Source organism: Actinotignum urinale DSM 15805 (assembly GCF_000420445.1).
Taxonomy (GTDB): domain Bacteria; phylum Actinomycetota; class Actinomycetes; order Actinomycetales; family Actinomycetaceae; genus Actinotignum; species Actinotignum urinale.
This window is the reverse complement of the sequence record NZ_ATUY01000006.1, coordinates 114,429-132,641: the sequence shown is the minus strand read 5'-3', so window position 1 is coordinate 132,641 and position 18,213 is coordinate 114,429. Positions and strand designations below refer to the sequence as shown.

Sequence of the window (18,213 nt, the reverse complement as noted above, 5' to 3'; positions counted from 1 at the left end):
GTACTTACAAAGGTCGGCAAGCGGTAAAGAAAAAGATACTAGAAATGGCACGCAGAATTTTTGGAACAATTATCAAAAAAGGCACTAACCGCTACCGTGGCAGATACCGAAAAAACGGGCACGACTATTACACGTCAACCGTCTCCACCAAAACCGAAGCGCAGCAACTCCTTAACCTCATACACGCCGATATTGTGCGAGGGGAATGGAAAGAAACGCTTGCACCCAAAAGCCCAGATGCTACACGAAAAACGCTTACACAACACATAGACGACTTTCTTATCTATCTCACTAAAGAGCAAGTGTCGCCAAACACTATGCGTGCCTATATAAATCTACACTCGGAAAATATCTAGGAAAAGAATAGGGTGAAAAAACATCTCAATGGCTGAAAACGTCCAATTTGCAAAACATATTTAATCAAATGCAAGAAAGCGGTAAATCTGTCGCTACACAACACAATATAGCGCGGACAATATCTTCTTTCAGTAAGTATCTTATGGGGCAGGGTGTGCTGGGAAATAATACGGTAACTGACTTGAAACTTCCCTCCCTTGCGAAAGCTCCGAAAATACACCAACCCGTAGCGCTTACGAAAAAACAGTTACAAGACTTAATTAGCGCACTGCCCACCAGTGCGCGCCCTATTTTCATATTAGCCTCATGGTGCTCTCTCCGGTACGGGGAAGTAGTAGCGTTAAATAAAGCAGATATAGATACTACAGACTGGACGGTAACTATCAATAAGAGCTTAAAACGTGGCGTAGGTGGGCGCTAGTTGGAGTGTTAGTTGGAGTTCTATGAGGCGTGTTAGTAGGGGCGCTAAACGTAATGCTCGGCTTGACGGACGAATTGGCGCCCATAGGATCCGCCAAACATCGATGCGTGAATCGCGAGGCAGTGAAGCCGATGTAGCCCGACGCGCTCTTCCCACCCTTTCGCAAGAGCTGAAACGCTATTGTAGCCAGCATAAATCTCGTCCACGTAGGGCGTTGAGAAAACCGTGAGTGTTGCCAGGTCGGTTTCGGCATGCCCTCCGTGCGCCACGGGATCAATAAGAATTCCCATAACGCCGTCCGTCGGAACGCAGAAGTTGCTATCGCTATCCGTCGGAGCGCAGAATGCGTTAGCGTTATCCGTGAGAACCCCAAGCGCGCCACCGATACCTTCTATGGCGACGCATGTCTCACCACTATCTTTCGTAGCGCCGAGTTCGCAGTTATCGTCCGTCGTGGCGCTAATCGCGTCTTTATCTCGCTCACTTGGGTGCGCGTTGCCAGTACCTTTCGCAAAGAGATGCTGAACACTGCTGGCATCTATCCACATGACGTTCCCGCTCCACAAATCCCCGTGGATAAGTGCGGCACTGGTGTGGATAAGCCCGGGCTGAGGAGAATCAAAATCCCCGTCCTCCAAGCGAGAACACAGCCGTTCAATAACGCGCGCGCCCTTCGCGTCCACGCTCCCGTTATCGCGAGCAGAAGGCAGATAGGGAAGAATTCGCATACGTGAATAAAACTCCCCAAAGCGCAAAGGTTGTGGGGACGTAGTGCGCAGCAGGTTATCGGTTAGGTGCTGTTCGCTCGCGTTCCGTTCTATTGGATAATGTGTGGAGGTGTGTGAGTCTGCTGCGGGTTGTTCCGGTTTGTGTTGTGCGATTACGGGGCGTTTCGCGCTTTCCTTATCACCAGACGAATGTTCCGTCGCGGAGGTGCCCTCGCACACCGAAAGATCCCAACTCCCCAAACGATACGTATCCCCGTGGGGGTTGGCAGGACCACAGCCGAAAGAACGCGAATCCTGTGGCGCATAGGCGTGAGTGCGTGCGAGACGTGCGCCAAAAGTGCGGGCTGCTTCGCGCGTGGGTCTCGTCGTCGTTAAAAAGGGTTCTCGAAGGCGCCCGCGTAAGTGTTCGGAACGTGAGGAAAGAAGTGGTACGACGAACGCGCCCCCATGCGGGGTCGCTTCTGCTAGTTCGCGCAGGGAAAGGGCTTCGCCCACGATGTCGGCAACGGGGGCGCTTTTTGTGAATTCCATGTTTCTCCCTTCTTTATATGTAGTATGGCACGGCGAATATAAAAAGAGGCTGTGGGCAGACGCTTTTGTGTACAACGCGAGGTTGTGTACAACGAGACTGTGTGGACAACGCGTGGTTGTGTACAACGCGGCTGTGTACAACGCGGCTGTGGATAGGGGCATTGGTTGATACACGTCGGAGTTCGCAATAAATGCGTGACATACTTATTTATATGAGTACACGTTGGTTCCGCCCTGAAATATCGAAATTGCCCGCCTACGTATCCGGTAAACGCAGTGAGCGCGAGGATATTATTAAACTTTCCTCCAATGAAGTGCCCTTCGGGACGATTCCTGAAGTCGCAAAAGCCGTGGCAGAGAAAATACAGGGAATCAACCGTTATCCCGATATGGCGAACGCGGATATTGTTGCGGCGCTCGCGGAACGTGAAAATTGGCCTGAGGACGGCATTGTTGTGAGCAATGGTTCTACCGCGCTACTTGAGAAAATTTTGCAGGCAGTCACAACTCCGGGCGGGGACGTCGTCTATCCGTGGCGCAGTTTTGAGGCCTATCCGATTGCGATTTTGGCGGCCGGAGGAAACCCCGTTCCCGTGCTCCTGCGTGAAGACGGCACTCAGGATCTCGACGCGATGCTAGAAAAAATCACTCACGAAACGCGATGCGTTATGTTGTGTTCGCCCAATAACCCCACGGGAACCGCGTTGGGACATGCGCAAACCGAACGTTTCGTTGAAGCAATCCCCGAATCCGTGCCGATTATTATCGACGAAGCCTATATTCATTTCGCCAACCCGGAAAACGTCCAAGACGGTCTGGCAATCGCGCGCAAGCACCCGAATGTTATTGTGGCGCGCACATTTTCAAAGGTGTATGGCCTTGCGGGCTTGCGTATCGGTTACGTGTTAACAAGCGCAGAAATGGCGACGGGCATCCGCGCAATCGCCACGCCCTTCGGCGTGAATTTGTTGGCACAGGCAGCTGGAGTGGCCGCGCTTGAACAGCGAGAAGCCGTGGAGCGCGTTGCCCAAGAAATCGTACATCTTCGCGACGAACTGCGTGCCCAAGCGCAGCAACTAGGTTTCGAGGTTCCGCGTTCCGAAGCGAACTTCTTGTGGTTCGCAAAAGATGCGCGCGGAAACAAGCTCGACGGGGAACGTTTTGAGGAAGTGTGCCGCGAGGAAGGGATTCTTGTTCGCAAACTTGGCGACGACGGAGTTCGCGTCACCGTTGCAGAAAAAGAAGGCGGGCTTCGCCTTCTTGTGGCCCTTCGACGCCTGAGTGCAAATTAATGTGCAGAGCGAGACGTGCGTCTCGAGGCGAGGGCATGTGGCGCAATTAAGACGCAATAAAAATGCGACGTAATAAAACAGCGTCACGATTTCGCTAGGACGCAACTCGTTTTGAACACAAAATTCGGCATCTCTGCGTGTAGGGTAGGGCGCGTATCGCCCATGTGCATAAAGTAACGAACGCGGGAATTTTCTGTGCGGAATAGGGCACGCGCACCGGTTTATCGTCGTCGAAAAAAATAAAAACGTATGGTAACAACGGGGAATAGGGTTCTCAATTTCTGAGACGCTAAATGTTCGCTTTGTAAGACATCTCATTTTCGGTTGTGCCTAACGCACGGGCGGAATAACGTTAGATATGCCTTAACCTAGGTCAAGCTAGGCACCTTTTCTTTGTAAGGAGACATATTTGTCGGGCTACGTCGAACAACAAGGGATTGACGCAATCCCGGAAGAACAACGCTACGGAAAATCATCAGGGCTGTTCTTCGTCTGGGCTGGGACAACAACAAATATCTTCACGCTCACCTATGGCGCAATGTTGATTATTGTTTTCCAGCTTTCATTTTTCCAAGCTTTTGCCGCGATTCTTGTGGGGAATCTTCTCGCATACCCGCTTCTCGGGCTCACTTCCCTCCAAGGTCCGCGCACAGGCACAACATCTATCACTATCTCACGAGCATCCTTCGGATTCGCGGGCGCGCAGGTTAACGCCTTCCTTTCCTGGCTTATGCTGATTGGCTTCGAAGCGGGCGGGCTCATCCTCATCTACTATGCGGCTAGTGGCTTCCTGGGTGGTGTCGGTATCACAACAGGGAAAATTGCGGGGATTATCCTCATTCTCCTGCTGGGCGCGATCCAGGCTCTGCTACCTTTCTTCGGGCATCGCCTCCTCATGGCCGCGCAAAAATACGCAACAGGTATTTTTGTTGTCCTCTTTATCGCCCTTGCTTTCGCCATTATCCCGCAAACACGCGTGGGTGCATCCACCGCGCATTTCTCGATCTTCAGCTTTATTTCGGCTGTAAGCCTCGTAATGGTGTCCGGTGGGCTTTCTTACGCCCCCTCTGGCGCGAATTTTTCACGTTACCTGCCTGGAGCCTCTTCATCACGAGGCGTTTTCGGTTGGGCAACGCTGGGAGGCCTTCTCCCGTATGTTCTCCTCCAAACCCTTGGTGCGGCACTCGCAACCATTACGGTTTCCGGCGACGTTGACGTCACCAACCCCTTGGCGTTACCTTCCGTGTTGCCCAAGGCCTTCGTTCTCCCCTTCTACCTCCTGGTTGTTGTAGGGCTGATGATTCAGAACTCCACCAACCTCTATTCTTCAAGTTTGAACCTGCAAACTGCCGGAATTAACGCCCGCAGGTGGCTCATTGTTCTTACTGACTCCCTCATCGCCATTATCATTACGATTATTGCGGTGCAGCAGGAAGGTTTCTACGACCTCCTCAACATTTTCCTTTCTTCGTTGAGCATTTGGCTCGCCCCCTGGGTTGCCATCAACCTCGTTGATTATGCTCTTCGCCGTGGCTCCTACCGTTTAAGCGATTTCATCACCACCAAAGGGGCATCCGCCACCTTTAATATCGGTGGATGTGCATCTCTTTTCATCGGCATGGTTGCCGCATATCTCTTCTCTAATTCGGGTAGAGTTGTCGGTCCGATTACCGCACTACTATCACCGGAGAATACGGCTTTCGCCCCGGATCTCAGCGTTATTGCTGGCGCCCTGACAGCCGCTATTCTCTACATCATCACCAACGGAAAACAGATTAGGACAACACAGAATGCTTAACCGCCACCTTCTTAGCGTCGGCTACGGCCACGAAGCAGCAGACACCGTTATTAAGAACGGGCAGCTCGTTAATGTTCTCACCGGCGAAGTTTACCCCGCCGATATCGCGATTGCGGACGGGCGCGTTGCGGCCGTCGGGGACGTCTCCAAGCAGACCGGGCCGGACACCGAAATCATTGACGCCGAAGGCAAGTTCATGACACCCGGCCTTATTGACGGACACCTCCACATTGAGTGCTCCAAGCTCTCCGTTACTATGTTCGCGGATCTTGTTTCCCGCTACGGCACCACCTCCGCGGTTTCCGGCCTTGATCAAATCCTCGTTGCGGCAGGCCTCGATGGCGTCAAGGAATTCTTGGAAGAAGCCGAAAACGCCCCCATGCGCGTATGGTGGGGTGCCCCCGTGAAGGCTCCCTACACGATTCCCGAATCCAATGTGGGTTACCGTTTCGCTGTGGAGGAGCATAAAGTTGCCCAGCAGATGCCCGAATGTGTTGGTCTGTGGGAAACCGTCCAGGAATTCGTCGAATATGAAGATGATGAAGCCCTGACAGCCATGGAAATGGGCGCGAAGAACGGCCTGCAGGCCTTCGGTTGCGCACCTCTCGCGGATGCTCGCCGTATCGCCGGTTACGCAGCGTCCGGCGTCGCCCTCTGCCACGAATCCTATTCTCCGGAAGAAGAATTGGAGAAGATGCGCAACGGTATCGACATTTTGATCCGTGAATCCACGGCTGCTCCGATGCTGGAAGAAAACATTAAGGTCGTTACCGAAATGGGTGCACCCACGAACCGTGTTGGTTTCTGTACCGATGACGTTACCTCCTCAGACATTTTGAGCCGTGGCCACCTCGATTACGTTGTTCGCCTCGCGATTTCCAAGGGCATTACCCCGGTTGAAGCCATCCAGATGGCAACAGTGAACACCGCCCGCATGTTCCGCCTCGATCACCTCATCGGTTCCCTCGCCCCCGGGCGTTTCGCGGATATTCTGTTCGTTGATTCTTTGGAAGATTTCCGTCCCAGTGTTGTCCTCAAGGGTGGCAAGATCGTTGCAAAGAACGGCAAGAGCGTGAAGGCTCCCGTCGCCCCCGAACGTAGCGAAAAGCTGAAGAACACCTTCAAGCTCACCCCGGTTACCGCCGACGATTTCCGCCTCGCCGCCGAGGGCGCCACAGCAACGGTTCGCACGATTGTGCTCTCCAAGGGTGTTGCTTTCAAGCGTGGTGGCAACGTTGTGGATCTGCCTATTGTGGACGGTGTTATCCAGGCAGATGCCGCGCAGGATACCGCCTTGCTTACCGTTGTGGAACGCTACGGTAAGACGAACAACAAGCCCGTTGGTTTCGTTCAGGGCTTCGGTATTTCCAAGGGCGCCATGGCCACCTCCGCCTCACCGGATGACAACAATATTGTGTGCGCCGGCATGAACCCCGAGGATATGGCGGTTGCCGTGAACGAAGTGATTCGTTTGGGTGGTGGCCAGGTTGTTGTTGAGGACGGCAAGGTTATTGCCAGCCTCCCGCTCCCTGTTGGTGGCGTGGTAGCCGACATCACCGCCGAGGACATGATTGCCGAGGAAGCGAAGCTCGATAAGGCCGCTCACGAACAGCTTGGTTCTGACGTGAAGTTCCCCTTCATCCAGCTCTTCTTCCTCTCCATCACAGCGATTCCGGATTGGGCAATGACGGATCTTGGGTTGATTGATTGCATCGACTTCAAGGTTGTTGACCCCATCATTTCGGTCCAGTAGTTATTTCGCGGTGGCCCGTTTCCTTTACCGGTTGCGGGTCACCACGGTTTTTCCTAGGTGTTTGTACGACGACGGAGTTCGAAGCATGTTATTAACATGCGAATAAAGAACGCAACTTTCCTTAAAGGTGTGGAAAAGAACGGTCTTGCGTCGTCGAAATTGTTAGTGTTGATATAAGGTACGTAACTTACGGATTTTGTTGTACGTACAGCGATTCCAGCGAGAGGATTTTTCGTGGCACATACAGATTTTATTGCCGGTTTACCTAAGGTTGAGCTTCATCTTCATATTGAGGGCACGCTTGAACCGGATTTGAAGTTTAGGCTTGCTCAGCGTAATGGTGTGGAGCTTCCCTATAAAACTGAAGAGGAAGTGAAAAATTCGTACACGTTTACGGATTTGGCGTCATTCTTGGCCGCGTATTACGACGGCATGAATGTTCTTCTCACTTCTGAAGATTTCTATGATTTGGCAATGGAGTATTTCCGCAAGGTTGCCAAGCAAAATGTGCGTTATGTGGAGATGTTCTTTGATCCTCAGGCGCATACTTCGCGCGGGGTGTCCTTCCATACGGTGATTAGCGGTTTGAGGCGCGCCCAGCTTGAGGCGGAGCAGACCCTGGGGGTTTCTTCGCAACTCGTGATGTGCTTCTTGCGTGATTTCCAGGCAGAGTTTGCGATGGCGACGCTGTTGGAGTCCCTGCCCTATAAGGATTGGATTGTTGGGGTCGGCTTGGATTCTGACGAAACGGGTAATCCGCCGGCGAAGTTTACTACGGTGTTTGCGCGTGCCCGCAAGGAAGGCTACCAGCTGACCATGCACTGCGACGTGGATATTAAGAACTCTATTGAGCATATTCGCCAGGTGATCGAAGATATTCGTGTTCAGCGCATCGATCACGGCACAAACATTGTGGAAAACCCGGCTCTCGTGGATTACATTGTGGAAAACCGTATTGGGCTTACATCCTGCCCGATTTCTAATACGTGGGTGTCTGATAGCTCCAAGGTTGATTTGTTGAAGGAACTCGCGGGCCGTGGCGTTTTGGTGACGGTGAATTCTGATGACCCGGCATACTTTGGCGGATACATCCAGGATTGCTACCAGCGTGTTGCCGACGAGGGCGACGTGGATGAAGAATTCCTGCGCAAGCTGTCCTTGAACGCCGTGGATATTTCCTGGGCACCTCTGGCAATCAAGAATGCCTTGCGCGAGGAGATCCTGGCGTACGGGAAGTAATTTTCGCCCGAAGCACGTACACGCTCAATTAGGGTTAAAGATACGCTTCCTTAGCGGTGAGTATGTGCTTGTTTAGCGATAGTTTTTATATTGAGGTGGCCCTGCAATTGCGTGCGGGGCCACCTTTTCTGTGGCTAGGGACGCAACTGAGCGAGAGGGAAGGTGTGGACCCCGTTTTTCGTCGTCGCAACGGGGCCGGTTCCTGTGATTACTGCGCGGAAAGTAGGCGGTTCGCCGTCAATATTGCGCAAGATGGAGTCCAAGTTTTCCGCCGCCTCGCTAGCGCGTCGCCCGCTGAGCTTCACCTCGACCGCCGCCCACCGTCCATCCGGCAGTGTGAGAATCGCGTCGATTTCATTTCCATAACTGTCTCGGTAGTGGTAAACCTTCCCGCAACTGCGTGGCCCCTCAATTATTACTGCGGGTGCGATAGAGAGGTAGTTATCCAGTTGGGAATCTACGACGCGAGATTTGTAGCGTGCCGGTTTAGGGAATCCTTCATGTGTTTAATGTAGCGCCGGAAAAGGTTGATTTTAAGCCCTAACTGGAGAATTGTAGGGATTCTAACCGGAGGATTATAGGAATTCTAACCGGAGAAATGTAGAAGTTCTAGCTGGAGAAAGGTAGATTTCTAACTCGATATATGCAGAAAAAATATGGGAAGCGGAACGCCACATTTTTAGCTATGTTAAATTTCCCCATTCAGCGTTTTTTAAGGATATGATTTTTTTTGAGTGCCACGAGCAATTGGGAGCCCATGGCACATTTCTTCCCTACTGTCCTTAAGGGAAAGGCTGATAATGAGGAAAAAAATAATCCTTGATCTGGATACAGGTATCGACGATACCCTCGCGCTCGTCTACATTTTAGGTTCACCAGACGCAGAACTTATCGGAATTACGGCAACGTATGGAAACGTTGTGATTGAGCAGGGCATAAGCAACGACCTGCGTTTACTTGAGCTATTTGGACGCTCCGATATCCCCGTATATCAGGGTATTTCGCACCCGTCGGATGCCTCAAGCTACGAAGTTCCCGAATCCTCCGAAATATTCCACGCAAAAAACGGAACGGGAAATATCGAAATACCGGCTAAAGCAACAACTAGCGTCCAAGAAAAAAGCGCGGTCGATTTCATTATCGAATCCGCCCGAACATACAGCAAAGACGAACTCGTCTACGTACCCACAGGGCCGTCCACCAACCTTGATGCAGCCTTCGCAAAAGCACCGGATATCGTCGACAAAATCAAAGTCGTGATGATGGGAGGATCCCTCACACAACCCGGCAACTGCAATATGTTCATGGAAGCAAATATTTCCCAAGATCCGCACGCATCAGACCGCGTTTTCCGCACGACGGCAGACATAACCATGATTGGCTTGGACGTTACCATGCAGGCACTCATGACGAAAAAGGAAACAGAAGCGTTGCGTGGCCTCGGCACAGCAACCGGGAAATTCCTTGCCGACATGACGGATTATTACATCGATATTAGCGAAGAAGTAGATCCCGCATTCGCAGGTGGATGCAACCTTCACGATCCGCTCGCCGCGGCCGTTGCCTTGGATCCCAGCCTCGTCACATGCTTCCCGATCGACCTCATGGTGGAAACCGAAGGGCCAGGGCGCGGGCGCACTATTGGAAACCCCGAAAAGCTCCTCTCGCAGCCCAAGAATACAAAAGTGGCGCTCGCGGTAGATGCGGAACGTTTCACCCGGCGTTTCTTCCAACGCCTGAAGGCTTTCGTGGCAACCTGTCAATAATCGGGCGCTGTGATGCCACGCGCTCAAGCACATACTTAAGCGCTCGGGCAAACACTGCGCTCCAAGCGATTGGACACGCACTGAAAGCCAAGCGACCCGGCACTAGCCGAAAGCCAAGCGACCCGGCACTAGCCGAAAGCCAAGCGCTGTGCCCCCATTCCCCCTCATCTCAGAGAAAGATCCCAACTCCACATGAAAACACAAGAATTTCAAGAAATTCGCGGCAGGGTAAAAGTCGCCCTACCCCTTTTGTTGATTGTTTTTACATTCGGCATGTTGATGCTCCAGGCCTTCAATTCCGTCCTGGAACCTATTAGTAAAGACCTCAATGTTGACCCGACGGTTGCCGGACTTGTTACCTCGCTCCCCGGAATTGTGTTGGGCGTTGTTTGTATGCTGTACGGCACGCTCTGCGATTTCATTTCTCCCAAGTACATGACGGTTATCGGCGTGAGCGCCCTTGTTCTGGGAAGCTTCATTGGCTTCTTCGGTGCTGGCAATATTTGGCTCATTATTGTGGCGCGTGTTATTCAGGTTGCCGGCGGTCAGGTTGCCGGTTCCGTGTACCTCGTTATGGCGGTGAAATACACGAATGACCGCGAAAAAGCCGTGTATCTTGGCCTGTTCAACGCGATTTACTACCTTTCAGCAGTTTTTGGCGTGGCAGCCGGTGGCTATCTCGCACAGATCGATTGGAAGTACCTCTTCCTCATTCCCGCAATTTCCATTTTCTTCATCCCGCTTCTCGTGAAGTACACCCCCGATGTTAAAGCCAAAGGCGAAAAAATTGATTTTATCGGCATTGCGGTATTCGCCGTGTTCGCTTCCCTCCTCGCCATCTACTTCGCCTTCATGCACGAATCCTTCACCAACGCCATTATTATTGCAATGGTTGTGTTTGGCGTCGCGTTTATTGTGTGGGTGCTGTTCGGGCAAAAGTTCGGTGTTACGCCGTTTATTGACCTCAGCTTCATTACCAACGGGCGCTACATGGGTATTCTCAGTATCCAGTTCCTGTTCTTCTTCTTCAACTTCGCTTTCGTCCCGGTTTACATGGATATCGCGGCGAATATTTATCAAGCATCCCAAAATCAAACAACCGTGGGTCTCATTGTGATTTACGGCGTGGCAACAGTTGTGGGGCTGATTTCCGGCCCAATCGTCAACACTCTCGGACGTAAAGTTACCATCATTCTTTCAGGTATCTGCCTTGTTGTCGGATACGCAGGAATCGCCTTCTTGGTTTCCAACGGTTTGGTGCTTGTGACGTTGCTGTCCTGTGTTGCCATCGCGGGCCTTACCGCCGTGTACACGCCGATCTACGACGCAGCAACGGACGCCTTGCCGGTGGAACAAAACGGGCGCGGCGTTGGTGTTCTCGATTTGATTATGAACACATCCGGCTCCATCGGTATCGCTATTTACTTCAGTCTCATTGCGCGTGAGGGCTTCGGCTCATCAAGCCTTCTGGGCATCACGCTTGACGAGGGATCGGCAACGTCCAATTCCAATATCCTGATTATTATTGGCGCGATTGCTCTTGTCGGTTTGGTCATTTCTGTTGTCTTTAGCAAGATGTTTGGTGGCAACAGAGCTGTTTTCGCAGAATAATGTTCGCGATGTAGTACGACGACGAATATCGGTGCAATGTAGCCGATTGCGCTGGTGATGCACATAGCGCGTTGTACTAAGTGAAAACTGGCTAGTGTGGGTCTTGCGAAACGCGAGACCCACACTGCTTTATGCCCGGTCTAGTGCGTTAGATATGCGCGCCGTTAAGGTAAAAACACGACTTTGTGTGTGCTCAGTGGGTCGCGTTAGATGTTCGGTTGCGTTTTTATTTTCAACCTGTTGTTTTCTATCTAACCCGGTGCGTGTCAACGTTTTCACATTGCTATGCCCAGCCTAGTGCGGTTCGCAGGTGGGGCAGAATTTGCACGTCGCCGGGCAGCCACTCAACGCTTTCCAGAGATTCAGGGGTGAGCTTGCGCAATTCTAGGTGTGAGGAGCCCACGCGCGGTTCTCCGTCGTACACTTTTCCGAGGTAAACAAACATGCGTAAGCCCTGATTGTGGCCGGGGGAGGTTAAGTCCCACGCAGAGTCGTCACGATTCGGGTTGTTCACTCTCGCGCCCAAGGTGACCTCGCAACCGAGTTCCTCGCGAATTTCCCGGTGTAGTGCTTCTTCGGGCGTTTCCCCAATTTCGACTTTTCCGCCCGGGAACTCCCACATCCCGCGCGCCCATTCGGGATATTTTCGCGAGGCTACTACGACGTACGTGGGTGCGCTGAAATCGTCCACCAAGGCAATCCCAACAACAGTTTTTGTGCTCATCACTTCATCTTATTGACGACTAATTCGACATTTCAACATATCGGGTTTCGCTACTGCGTTATTGTGTTGATGTTTTGTTGCGTTGTTGCACGAGAACACTTATTTCGGGCTTCTCGTTTTGCGGGCTTGGAGTGGCGGCTTTATCTTGGCATAGCGCGCGGGCGCGTCACGGTTTTATCGTCGGGAATCCAGAAGCGAAGGGGTGCTTCCACATTTTTGCTAATCCCGATTCGAGGCCCGCACGCAATCCGTGGCTCCTGCGTGAGGCAGGGGAAAAAATCGAATCTCGGCTCTTCCCGGCCCTGGTTGCTATCTGCACGTAACTGTTCATATGTACGTTGGGTGAGTTTGTGTGTCCGTAACTGTTCAGGTGCATTTTCGTTTGGAGGGTTTGTTTGTAGTCGCGTGTCTTTATTCCCGACGTGTTCACTTGTGCTTTCATGTCCGTTTTCGACGGTAATAGATTCCTTTGCGCGTAACCATTCACATGCGTCGTTAACGGAACAGGGGTTGTGAACATGCAGGGCAATGCCACTAAATTTTTCGCTTAAACCAAGTGCCTGCCCGAGATTTCCTGGGCCGCGCGCCAAATTTTCCCATACATGCGTCGCGGTTGCGGAGGCACGTCGCCGTCGTGCTTCATCCTCACCATAGACAACGCGACCTGCGCGCATCAATATCCCACCCGCAACGCCCTCCGGGCTACACACAAGGTTTCCGGCGCGGTGAATCCCGTAAGAAACGTAGACGTAGAGATGCGCGGGCGGGCCAAACATGGCGGCGTTGCGTTGAGTTTTCCCTCGGAAAGCATGAGACGCGGGGTCGGTTGTCCCCAGATACGCCTCAAGTTCGGTGAACTGTATGGCGACGTGACCGTCCGTGAGCACGCTTCCCAAAAGCTGAGGGGCGAGGACATCCGCGCGCTGGCTCCAATCAATCATGTGGTGCTCCAATCCTTTGTGCGCGTATGACTTCACCTCATGCGTCGCATGCGTAATAACCCAACAATCCGACCGTATGTGCGCGTATGACTTCACCTAATTCATCTAAAGATAACGAAAAAAGTTTACGTCCTAACCGATCGTTTGTGCGCGTATGGACTTCGCTTCATTAGTGTGTGAGCTAGTTCCGATCCGTCACGTATATGTTAGCTTCTGTTACGTCAGCGGCGTAGTAGGGTGTGTTCGAGTTTGCGTTGTAGGAGTAGTGTGGAGAAATGGCGGTGCGAAGTGGCAGACGGAGAAATGTTGGTGAATTGGCGGGTGAAAAAACGAGTGAAATGACGGGGCGAAATGCTGGTGAAATGGCGGATTGAGAAATAGTGGGCGCGAAATTACGGGTGGAGAAATGGCAGGCGAAATGGTAGGTAAAGAAATAGCGCAATTTGAAATAATAGGAGGTTCCGATGGGGCAGGTTCACATCAAGCGAGCATATGACGTAGCGAGCAACAATGATGGCTACCGCGTTCTCGTCGATCGCATATGGCCACGAGGCGTCTCGAAAGAAAAAGCACATGTGAATTGGTGGGCGAAAGACGTCGCGCCGACCACCGAGTTGCGCAAATGGTACGGGCACAAAGAAGAACGATGGGAAGAATTCCGCGCTCGTTACCTCAAAGAATTAGACGACGAAACCCACCGCCACGCCTTACAACAATTACGTGATGTGTTGCGGGACGGGGATCTTACCCTTATTACTGCGACGAAAAAGGTGCAGATTTCAGCAGCTCAGGTGTTGTACCAGGTGTTGCGGGATGGAACAGCGGAAACTGAAAAGGTGTGCCCCGCCTAAGGTGTGAAAAGGTGTTAAAAGTGTGGTGCCTCGCAGAAAAAATGGTGCCTCGCAGAAAAACACGGGGCACCACACGTCACTAATATTTTTACGATTTTGCGTTTTCGTAGCCGAACGGCGACGTAGTTTTTTGGGTACGCAACCGTATGGTTTTGTAGCCACGCGGTTTTATTCAAAAAAATTTACTACCGCACGCTCACGAAAGCGCGTATTTTTACGACTTCACGTGAGACACCTAATTATCAGCAGTCACCGGCGGTTTATCCGACCACGGGAAATTAATCCACAAATCGGTATGTTTGCACACATAATCCGGGACAATCACAGAACGTGACTTCACAAAAATGCACGCCGTGCGAACCTCATCAACCTGGACGTATTGCCCGTCAACGCCGTGCGTTCCGGAAGGCAGGCCTTTTGTTTGGATAATGTCACTCACAAGTTTGAGCGTTTTACCGGAATCTGCTACGTCGTCGACAATAAGGACACGTTTACCCCTCAGCGCCGAGAGATCCATGAGAGGTGGGATGAGGATGGGGTCGGGGAGCGTTTCGGAAATGTCGGTGTAGAATTCGATGTTCATGGTGCCCATGGCTTTGATGCCGAGGGCGTAGGCGAGGGCACCGGCGGGGAGAAGCCCGCCACGCGCCAGAGCGACAACCACGTCCGGCATCCAACCGGAATTTGCGATTTCCTGCGCTAGGTTGCGCATGGAGTCGCCGAAATCTTGCCAGGTGAGGATTTCTCGTTCTTGTGTTTCGGGTTCGTTTTCATCGTGCTGTGTGACCATTATTTTCCTTGAGGCGAGACAGATGGGGTTATTGTTGCGTGAGGGGTTCGTTTCCCACGTTCACGCGGTGGAAATTAAGGTGCGAACGCGATTCCGTGGGGCCACGCTGACCCTGATAACGCGAACCTTCGGCACCCTGCCCGTAGGGGTTTTCGGCGACGGAGGACAGCTGGAAGAAGCAGAACTGCCCAACTTTCATGCCCGGATAGAGGCGAATCGGCATCGTTGCCGTGTTGGAAAGCTCCAGGGTGACGTGGCCGGAGAAGCCGGGGTCAATGAAACCTGCGGTGGAGTGGGTGAGGAGGCCGAGGCGCCCCAGCGAGGATTTACCTTCCAGGCGCGCGGCAACGTCGTTGCCTAACGTGACCACTTCGTATGTGGAGCCGAGCACGAATTCTCCGGGGTGGAGTACGAAATCGCCGTCGGCGGGAACTTCGATGAGGCGCGTGAGCCCGGGTTGCGCGGTGGCGGGGTCAATCACGGAATATTTGTGGTTATCGAAGAGGCGGAAAAAACGGTCCAGGTGGATGTCGATCGACGAGGGCTGTACCATTGCGGGATCCCACGGATCCAGCTGAATTTTTCCGGTGGCAACATATGCGCGAATGTCTGAATCTGAAAGTAGCACGACATATATTCTTCCATGCCGCGCCCGGAACTGCCACTTATTTCAGTTCTTCCCTCGCGCGCCACGCTTTCGTGAGTAATCACATCTTCACCGTCCTGGCTATATGGTTCTTCCCTCGCGCCCAGCGCTTTCGTGGTGGCCGTAAATCCCCTCCAAAGCTCCACTCTGCCCACCGGTTCGCGCCCAGCGCTTTCGTGGTGGCCGTCTTGGTCTCTATCAAGATGCGACTTCTTTTCCTCGCGCGTCGCGCCTACGTTGAGCAACATTGCGTCTGCGGTGGGCGTTTTTGCGCGACGACGGCTTCCGCGCTACAATTGGCTTTTAGTTGCTTTTGCCTCTCGCTTTCCGCGGGGCGTGGAGGGCAATTTACGCGGATGTAGTTCATCGGTAGAACGACAGCTTCCCAAGCTGTAGAGGCGGGTTCGACTCCCGTCATCCGCTCCACTATGACGTCGAAAATGATAAGTAGGCGTTTGCGTTAGTGCGTACGCCCCAAGGGGGTCAAGAAAATCGCTTGCGTTAGCGAGTGTATAGCGCGTTAGCTCTGACTTGCGGAAATACTACTGACCCTGCCTTTTTCCTGTTGAGCGCAATGGCGTTTGAAATGTTTCTCTGAATGTGGAGTGTTCTACTTAATTCATCCTAGTGTTCATGTACACTATAAACACTAGGAGGTGTTCGTGGATATCATCGTTAGTAATGCAAGTTCTGATCCGATTTACGCTCAGATTAAGAATCAGCTCAAGGCGGCAATAATCAACGATCAGGTAGCGCCCGGCGACAAGCTGCCGTCGATCCGGCGTTTGGCATCACAGCTTCGCGTGTCAGTGATTACTACTAAGCGTGCCTATGACGAGCTAGAGCTAGAGGGTTTCATTGATTCCGTACAGGGGCGAGGTAGCTTTGTTGCTTCTAAAAACACTGAATTGCTCAAGGAAGAGCAGCGTAAAAAAGTCGAGGACTATTTGAAATCCGCCCTCGCCTCGGCTCGGGTTGCTGGCTTGTCTGTTTCTGATCTGAAAGAGCTGATTGATTTATTGGGAGGATCCGATGAATGTGATTGAAACCAACGGACTAGTGAAAAAGTATCCGGGATTCACGCTCGGTCCGCTTAACCTTGAAGTTCCCCAGGGGGCAATCGTGGGTTTCGTGGGCGAGAACGGTGCCGGTAAATCCACTACGCTGCGTTTGATTTTAGGTCTTGCTCACCCCGATGCCGGGACAATAAACCTGTTGGGGCAGCCTGCAGGTGCAGATCACCCACAAGCGCATGAACGAGTGGGGGTAGTATTTGACGATATTAGCCTGCCAGATAGTTTTACTGTTAAGAATGCTGGCGAGTTCGGCAAGCGCCTGTACAAGAGTTGGGATGCGCAAACATACGCTAGTTACCAGCAGCGTTTTCGTCTTACTTCGTCTAAGCGAGTTGGTGAACTCTCTCGCGGTATGCGGATGAAGCTGGGACTAGCGATGGCACTTTCCCATGCAGCAGATTTACTGATTTTTGATGAGGCCACCAGTGGTTTAGATCCGGTGATTCGTGATCAGGTGCTTGATATTATGCTCGAATTTATCGAAGATCCGACCCACTCGATTCTATTTTCCTCCCACATCGTTTCCGATATTGAAAAAGCCGCCGACTACGTTGCTTTCATCCGTGAGGGCAAGTTGAAGTTCATGGAACAAAAAGACGAGCTCTTAGATTCTTGGCGAATCGTAGCGTTGACCAATGAGCAGGCAAACCAGCTTGATTCCACGCAAGTGTTAGGGCGTCGCCGTCATGATTTTGGTCAAGAAGTAATCGTCCGCACCGGGGCAGTTCCTGCTGGTGTGCAAGCTGGTAGACCCACGATTGAGGACATCATGGTCTACACGATTAAAGGAGAAGATCAGTGAGAGCTGCATTTTATAAAGACCTTATTGCCAATCGTACATATATAGCTGTTCTAGCTCTGGTGCTCGTTGCGATCAGCGCTGTGGGGATTTATGCAAACCAGTTGATCATCTTTCCGTTTATTTTTGGCATGATTGGGATGCTTTATTTTACGGCCACCTTTGCTCGTGATGCTGAATCCAAGGTGAACCGAACGATTCTTGCCGGACCTATCAGTAGAAACGAGCTCGTTAATTTAAATTTTCTGATTACACTCGCTCTTGGGATAGTGGCTTTCGCGGTTACAGGTGTTCTTGCCTATTTAATGGTTGAGATGCCTTGGAAAAATACCGTTTTGGTGGCCAGTTTCGCCTTTGCGGTCACCCTGCTTTTAACCATTATTCAGCTACCGCTGTTTTACAAATTCGGTCCAGAAAAAGCCAAGCTTTTTCTGGTCGCCGTATTCATCGTGGTATTCGCCGGATCGTCCTTTGTTGGTTCCAACAAACAAGCAATCTTCCAATGGGTAGCAAAAGCCATAACCCTACCCCCACTCACAAACGCAGGAATACTACTGACCGTGACGATCGTACTTACCGCAGTATCCCTATGGATAAGTCGAAAGATCATGGCAGGCAAAGAATTCTAAGTTAGTAGAGCCCGATTTTGCATCCAATGTTAGCGCCCTGCGTTCTTTTCAAAGCCCCACCGTTATTTCTTTCCCGGTTCTGAAAATGAACCGGATCGTATCCTCGTCTACGATGGCGTGGTCGATGAGTGCGCTCCATTGTGCGGGGTGAAACTCGCTCACCGGTTCCCCTGCCAGATCATTCAGGGTTGTGGTGTTGGCGGCGTTTATAGCGCCTTCTAGCTCGTTGGTGGTGGCGGTAGCGTGATGGTGGCTTGTTTG

17 protein-coding genes and 1 tRNA gene are annotated in these 18,213 nt (G+C 52.0%); 12 read left to right on the top strand and 6 right to left on the bottom strand.

What is annotated here, in order from left to right:
• On the top strand, positions 1 to 356 hold a 356-nt coding region (locus G445_RS11770), incomplete at its 5' end, for a hypothetical protein (RefSeq protein WP_211210511.1).
• Positions 357 to 822: 466 nt separating this feature from the next.
• Here G445_RS11770 and G445_RS11500 read toward each other — a convergent pair.
• A complete protein-coding gene (locus G445_RS11500) occupies positions 823 to 2,037 on the bottom strand; it encodes a fructosamine kinase family protein (RefSeq protein WP_022866601.1) in 1,215 nt (404 codons plus the stop codon).
• A 212-nt stretch (positions 2,038 to 2,249) separates the two neighbouring features.
• Between G445_RS11500 and G445_RS0105775 the strand changes: the two genes are divergently transcribed.
• The 4 genes from G445_RS0105775 (at position 2,250) to add (ending at position 8,119) form a co-directional block, all read left to right on the top strand.
• A complete protein-coding gene (locus G445_RS0105775) occupies positions 2,250 to 3,329 on the top strand; it encodes a histidinol-phosphate transaminase (RefSeq protein ID WP_040430731.1) in 1,080 nt (359 codons plus the stop codon).
• A gap of 409 nt (positions 3,330 to 3,738) precedes the next feature.
• The gene (locus G445_RS09965; protein ID WP_022866599.1) at positions 3,739 to 5,127 is read left to right on the top strand and encodes a purine-cytosine permease family protein; all 1,389 of its coding nucleotides are present in this window, start codon (positions 3,739 to 3,741) and stop codon (positions 5,125 to 5,127) included.
• A complete protein-coding gene (locus G445_RS0105765) occupies positions 5,120 to 6,880 on the top strand; it encodes an adenine deaminase (RefSeq protein ID WP_022866598.1) in 1,761 nt (586 codons plus the stop codon). Before G445_RS09965 ends, G445_RS0105765 begins: the two co-directional genes overlap by 8 nt.
• 234 nt (positions 6,881 to 7,114) lie before the next feature.
• Complete coding sequence (add, locus tag G445_RS0105760; protein WP_022866597.1) at positions 7,115 to 8,119, top strand: adenosine deaminase; 1,005 nt, start codon at positions 7,115 to 7,117, stop codon at positions 8,117 to 8,119.
• A gap of 134 nt (positions 8,120 to 8,253) precedes the next feature.
• Here the strand turns inward: add and G445_RS11930 are convergent, their stop codons facing one another.
• Complete coding sequence (locus G445_RS11930; protein WP_022866596.1) at positions 8,254 to 8,424, bottom strand: hypothetical protein; 171 nt, start codon at positions 8,422 to 8,424, stop codon at positions 8,254 to 8,256.
• Between the two features lie 495 nt (positions 8,425 to 8,919).
• Here G445_RS11930 and G445_RS0105750 point away from each other — a divergent pair, with 495 nt between their 5' ends.
• Both G445_RS0105750 and G445_RS0105745 read left to right on the top strand, forming a co-directional pair.
• Complete coding sequence (locus G445_RS0105750; protein WP_022866595.1) at positions 8,920 to 9,885, top strand: nucleoside hydrolase; 966 nt, start codon at positions 8,920 to 8,922, stop codon at positions 9,883 to 9,885.
• A gap of 192 nt (positions 9,886 to 10,077) precedes the next feature.
• Positions 10,078 to 11,496: an MFS transporter gene (locus G445_RS0105745; RefSeq protein WP_022866594.1), complete on the top strand. Its 1,419-nt coding sequence runs from the start codon at positions 10,078 to 10,080 to the stop codon at positions 11,494 to 11,496.
• A 283-nt stretch (positions 11,497 to 11,779) separates the two neighbouring features.
• Here G445_RS0105745 and G445_RS0105740 read toward each other — a convergent pair whose 3' ends face one another.
• Entirely contained in the window at positions 11,780 to 12,220 is a 441-nt protein-coding gene (locus tag G445_RS0105740) for a (deoxy)nucleoside triphosphate pyrophosphohydrolase (protein WP_022866593.1), read from the bottom strand.
• 140 nt (positions 12,221 to 12,360) lie between these two features.
• Positions 12,361 to 13,161 (bottom strand): DNA-3-methyladenine glycosylase, encoded by an 801-nt coding sequence (locus G445_RS0105735; protein WP_022866592.1) that lies wholly within the window; start codon positions 13,159 to 13,161, stop codon positions 12,361 to 12,363.
• 464 nt (positions 13,162 to 13,625) lie between these two features.
• On the opposite strand from G445_RS0105735, the gene G445_RS0105730 reads away from it, so the two are divergent.
• Positions 13,626 to 14,012: a DUF488 domain-containing protein gene (locus G445_RS0105730; protein WP_022866591.1), complete on the top strand. Its 387-nt coding sequence runs from the start codon at positions 13,626 to 13,628 to the stop codon at positions 14,010 to 14,012.
• 235 nt (positions 14,013 to 14,247) lie between these two features.
• Here G445_RS0105730 and G445_RS0105725 read toward each other — a convergent pair whose 3' ends face one another.
• Positions 14,248 to 14,802, bottom strand: a complete 555-nt coding sequence (locus G445_RS0105725) for a phosphoribosyltransferase (RefSeq protein ID WP_022866590.1) — start codon at positions 14,800 to 14,802, stop codon at positions 14,248 to 14,250.
• Between the two features lie 28 nt (positions 14,803 to 14,830).
• Positions 14,831 to 15,430: a dCTP deaminase gene (gene dcd, locus G445_RS0105720; protein ID WP_022866589.1), complete on the bottom strand. Its 600-nt coding sequence runs from the start codon at positions 15,428 to 15,430 to the stop codon at positions 14,831 to 14,833.
• A gap of 370 nt (positions 15,431 to 15,800) precedes the next feature.
• Between dcd and G445_RS0105715 the strand changes: the two genes are divergently transcribed.
• The 4 genes from G445_RS0105715 to G445_RS0105700 all read left to right on the top strand — a co-directional run bounded on the left by G445_RS0105715 (position 15,801) and on the right by G445_RS0105700 (position 17,952).
• Positions 15,801 to 15,874: transfer RNA gene (locus G445_RS0105715), tRNA-Gly, on the top strand.
• 236 nt (positions 15,875 to 16,110) lie between these two features.
• Positions 16,111 to 16,494: a GntR family transcriptional regulator gene (locus G445_RS0105710; RefSeq protein WP_026420983.1), complete on the top strand. Its 384-nt coding sequence runs from the start codon at positions 16,111 to 16,113 to the stop codon at positions 16,492 to 16,494.
• A complete protein-coding gene (locus tag G445_RS0105705; protein ID WP_022866588.1) occupies positions 16,481 to 17,326 on the top strand; it encodes an ABC transporter ATP-binding protein in 846 nt (281 codons plus the stop codon). Before G445_RS0105710 ends, G445_RS0105705 begins: the two co-directional genes overlap by 14 nt.
• Positions 17,323 to 17,952, top strand: a complete 630-nt coding sequence (locus G445_RS0105700) for an ABC-2 transporter permease (protein ID WP_022866587.1) — start codon at positions 17,323 to 17,325, stop codon at positions 17,950 to 17,952. The genes G445_RS0105705 and G445_RS0105700 overlap by 4 nt, the downstream gene beginning before the upstream one ends.
• The last annotated feature ends 261 nt before the right edge of the window (positions 17,953 to 18,213 follow it).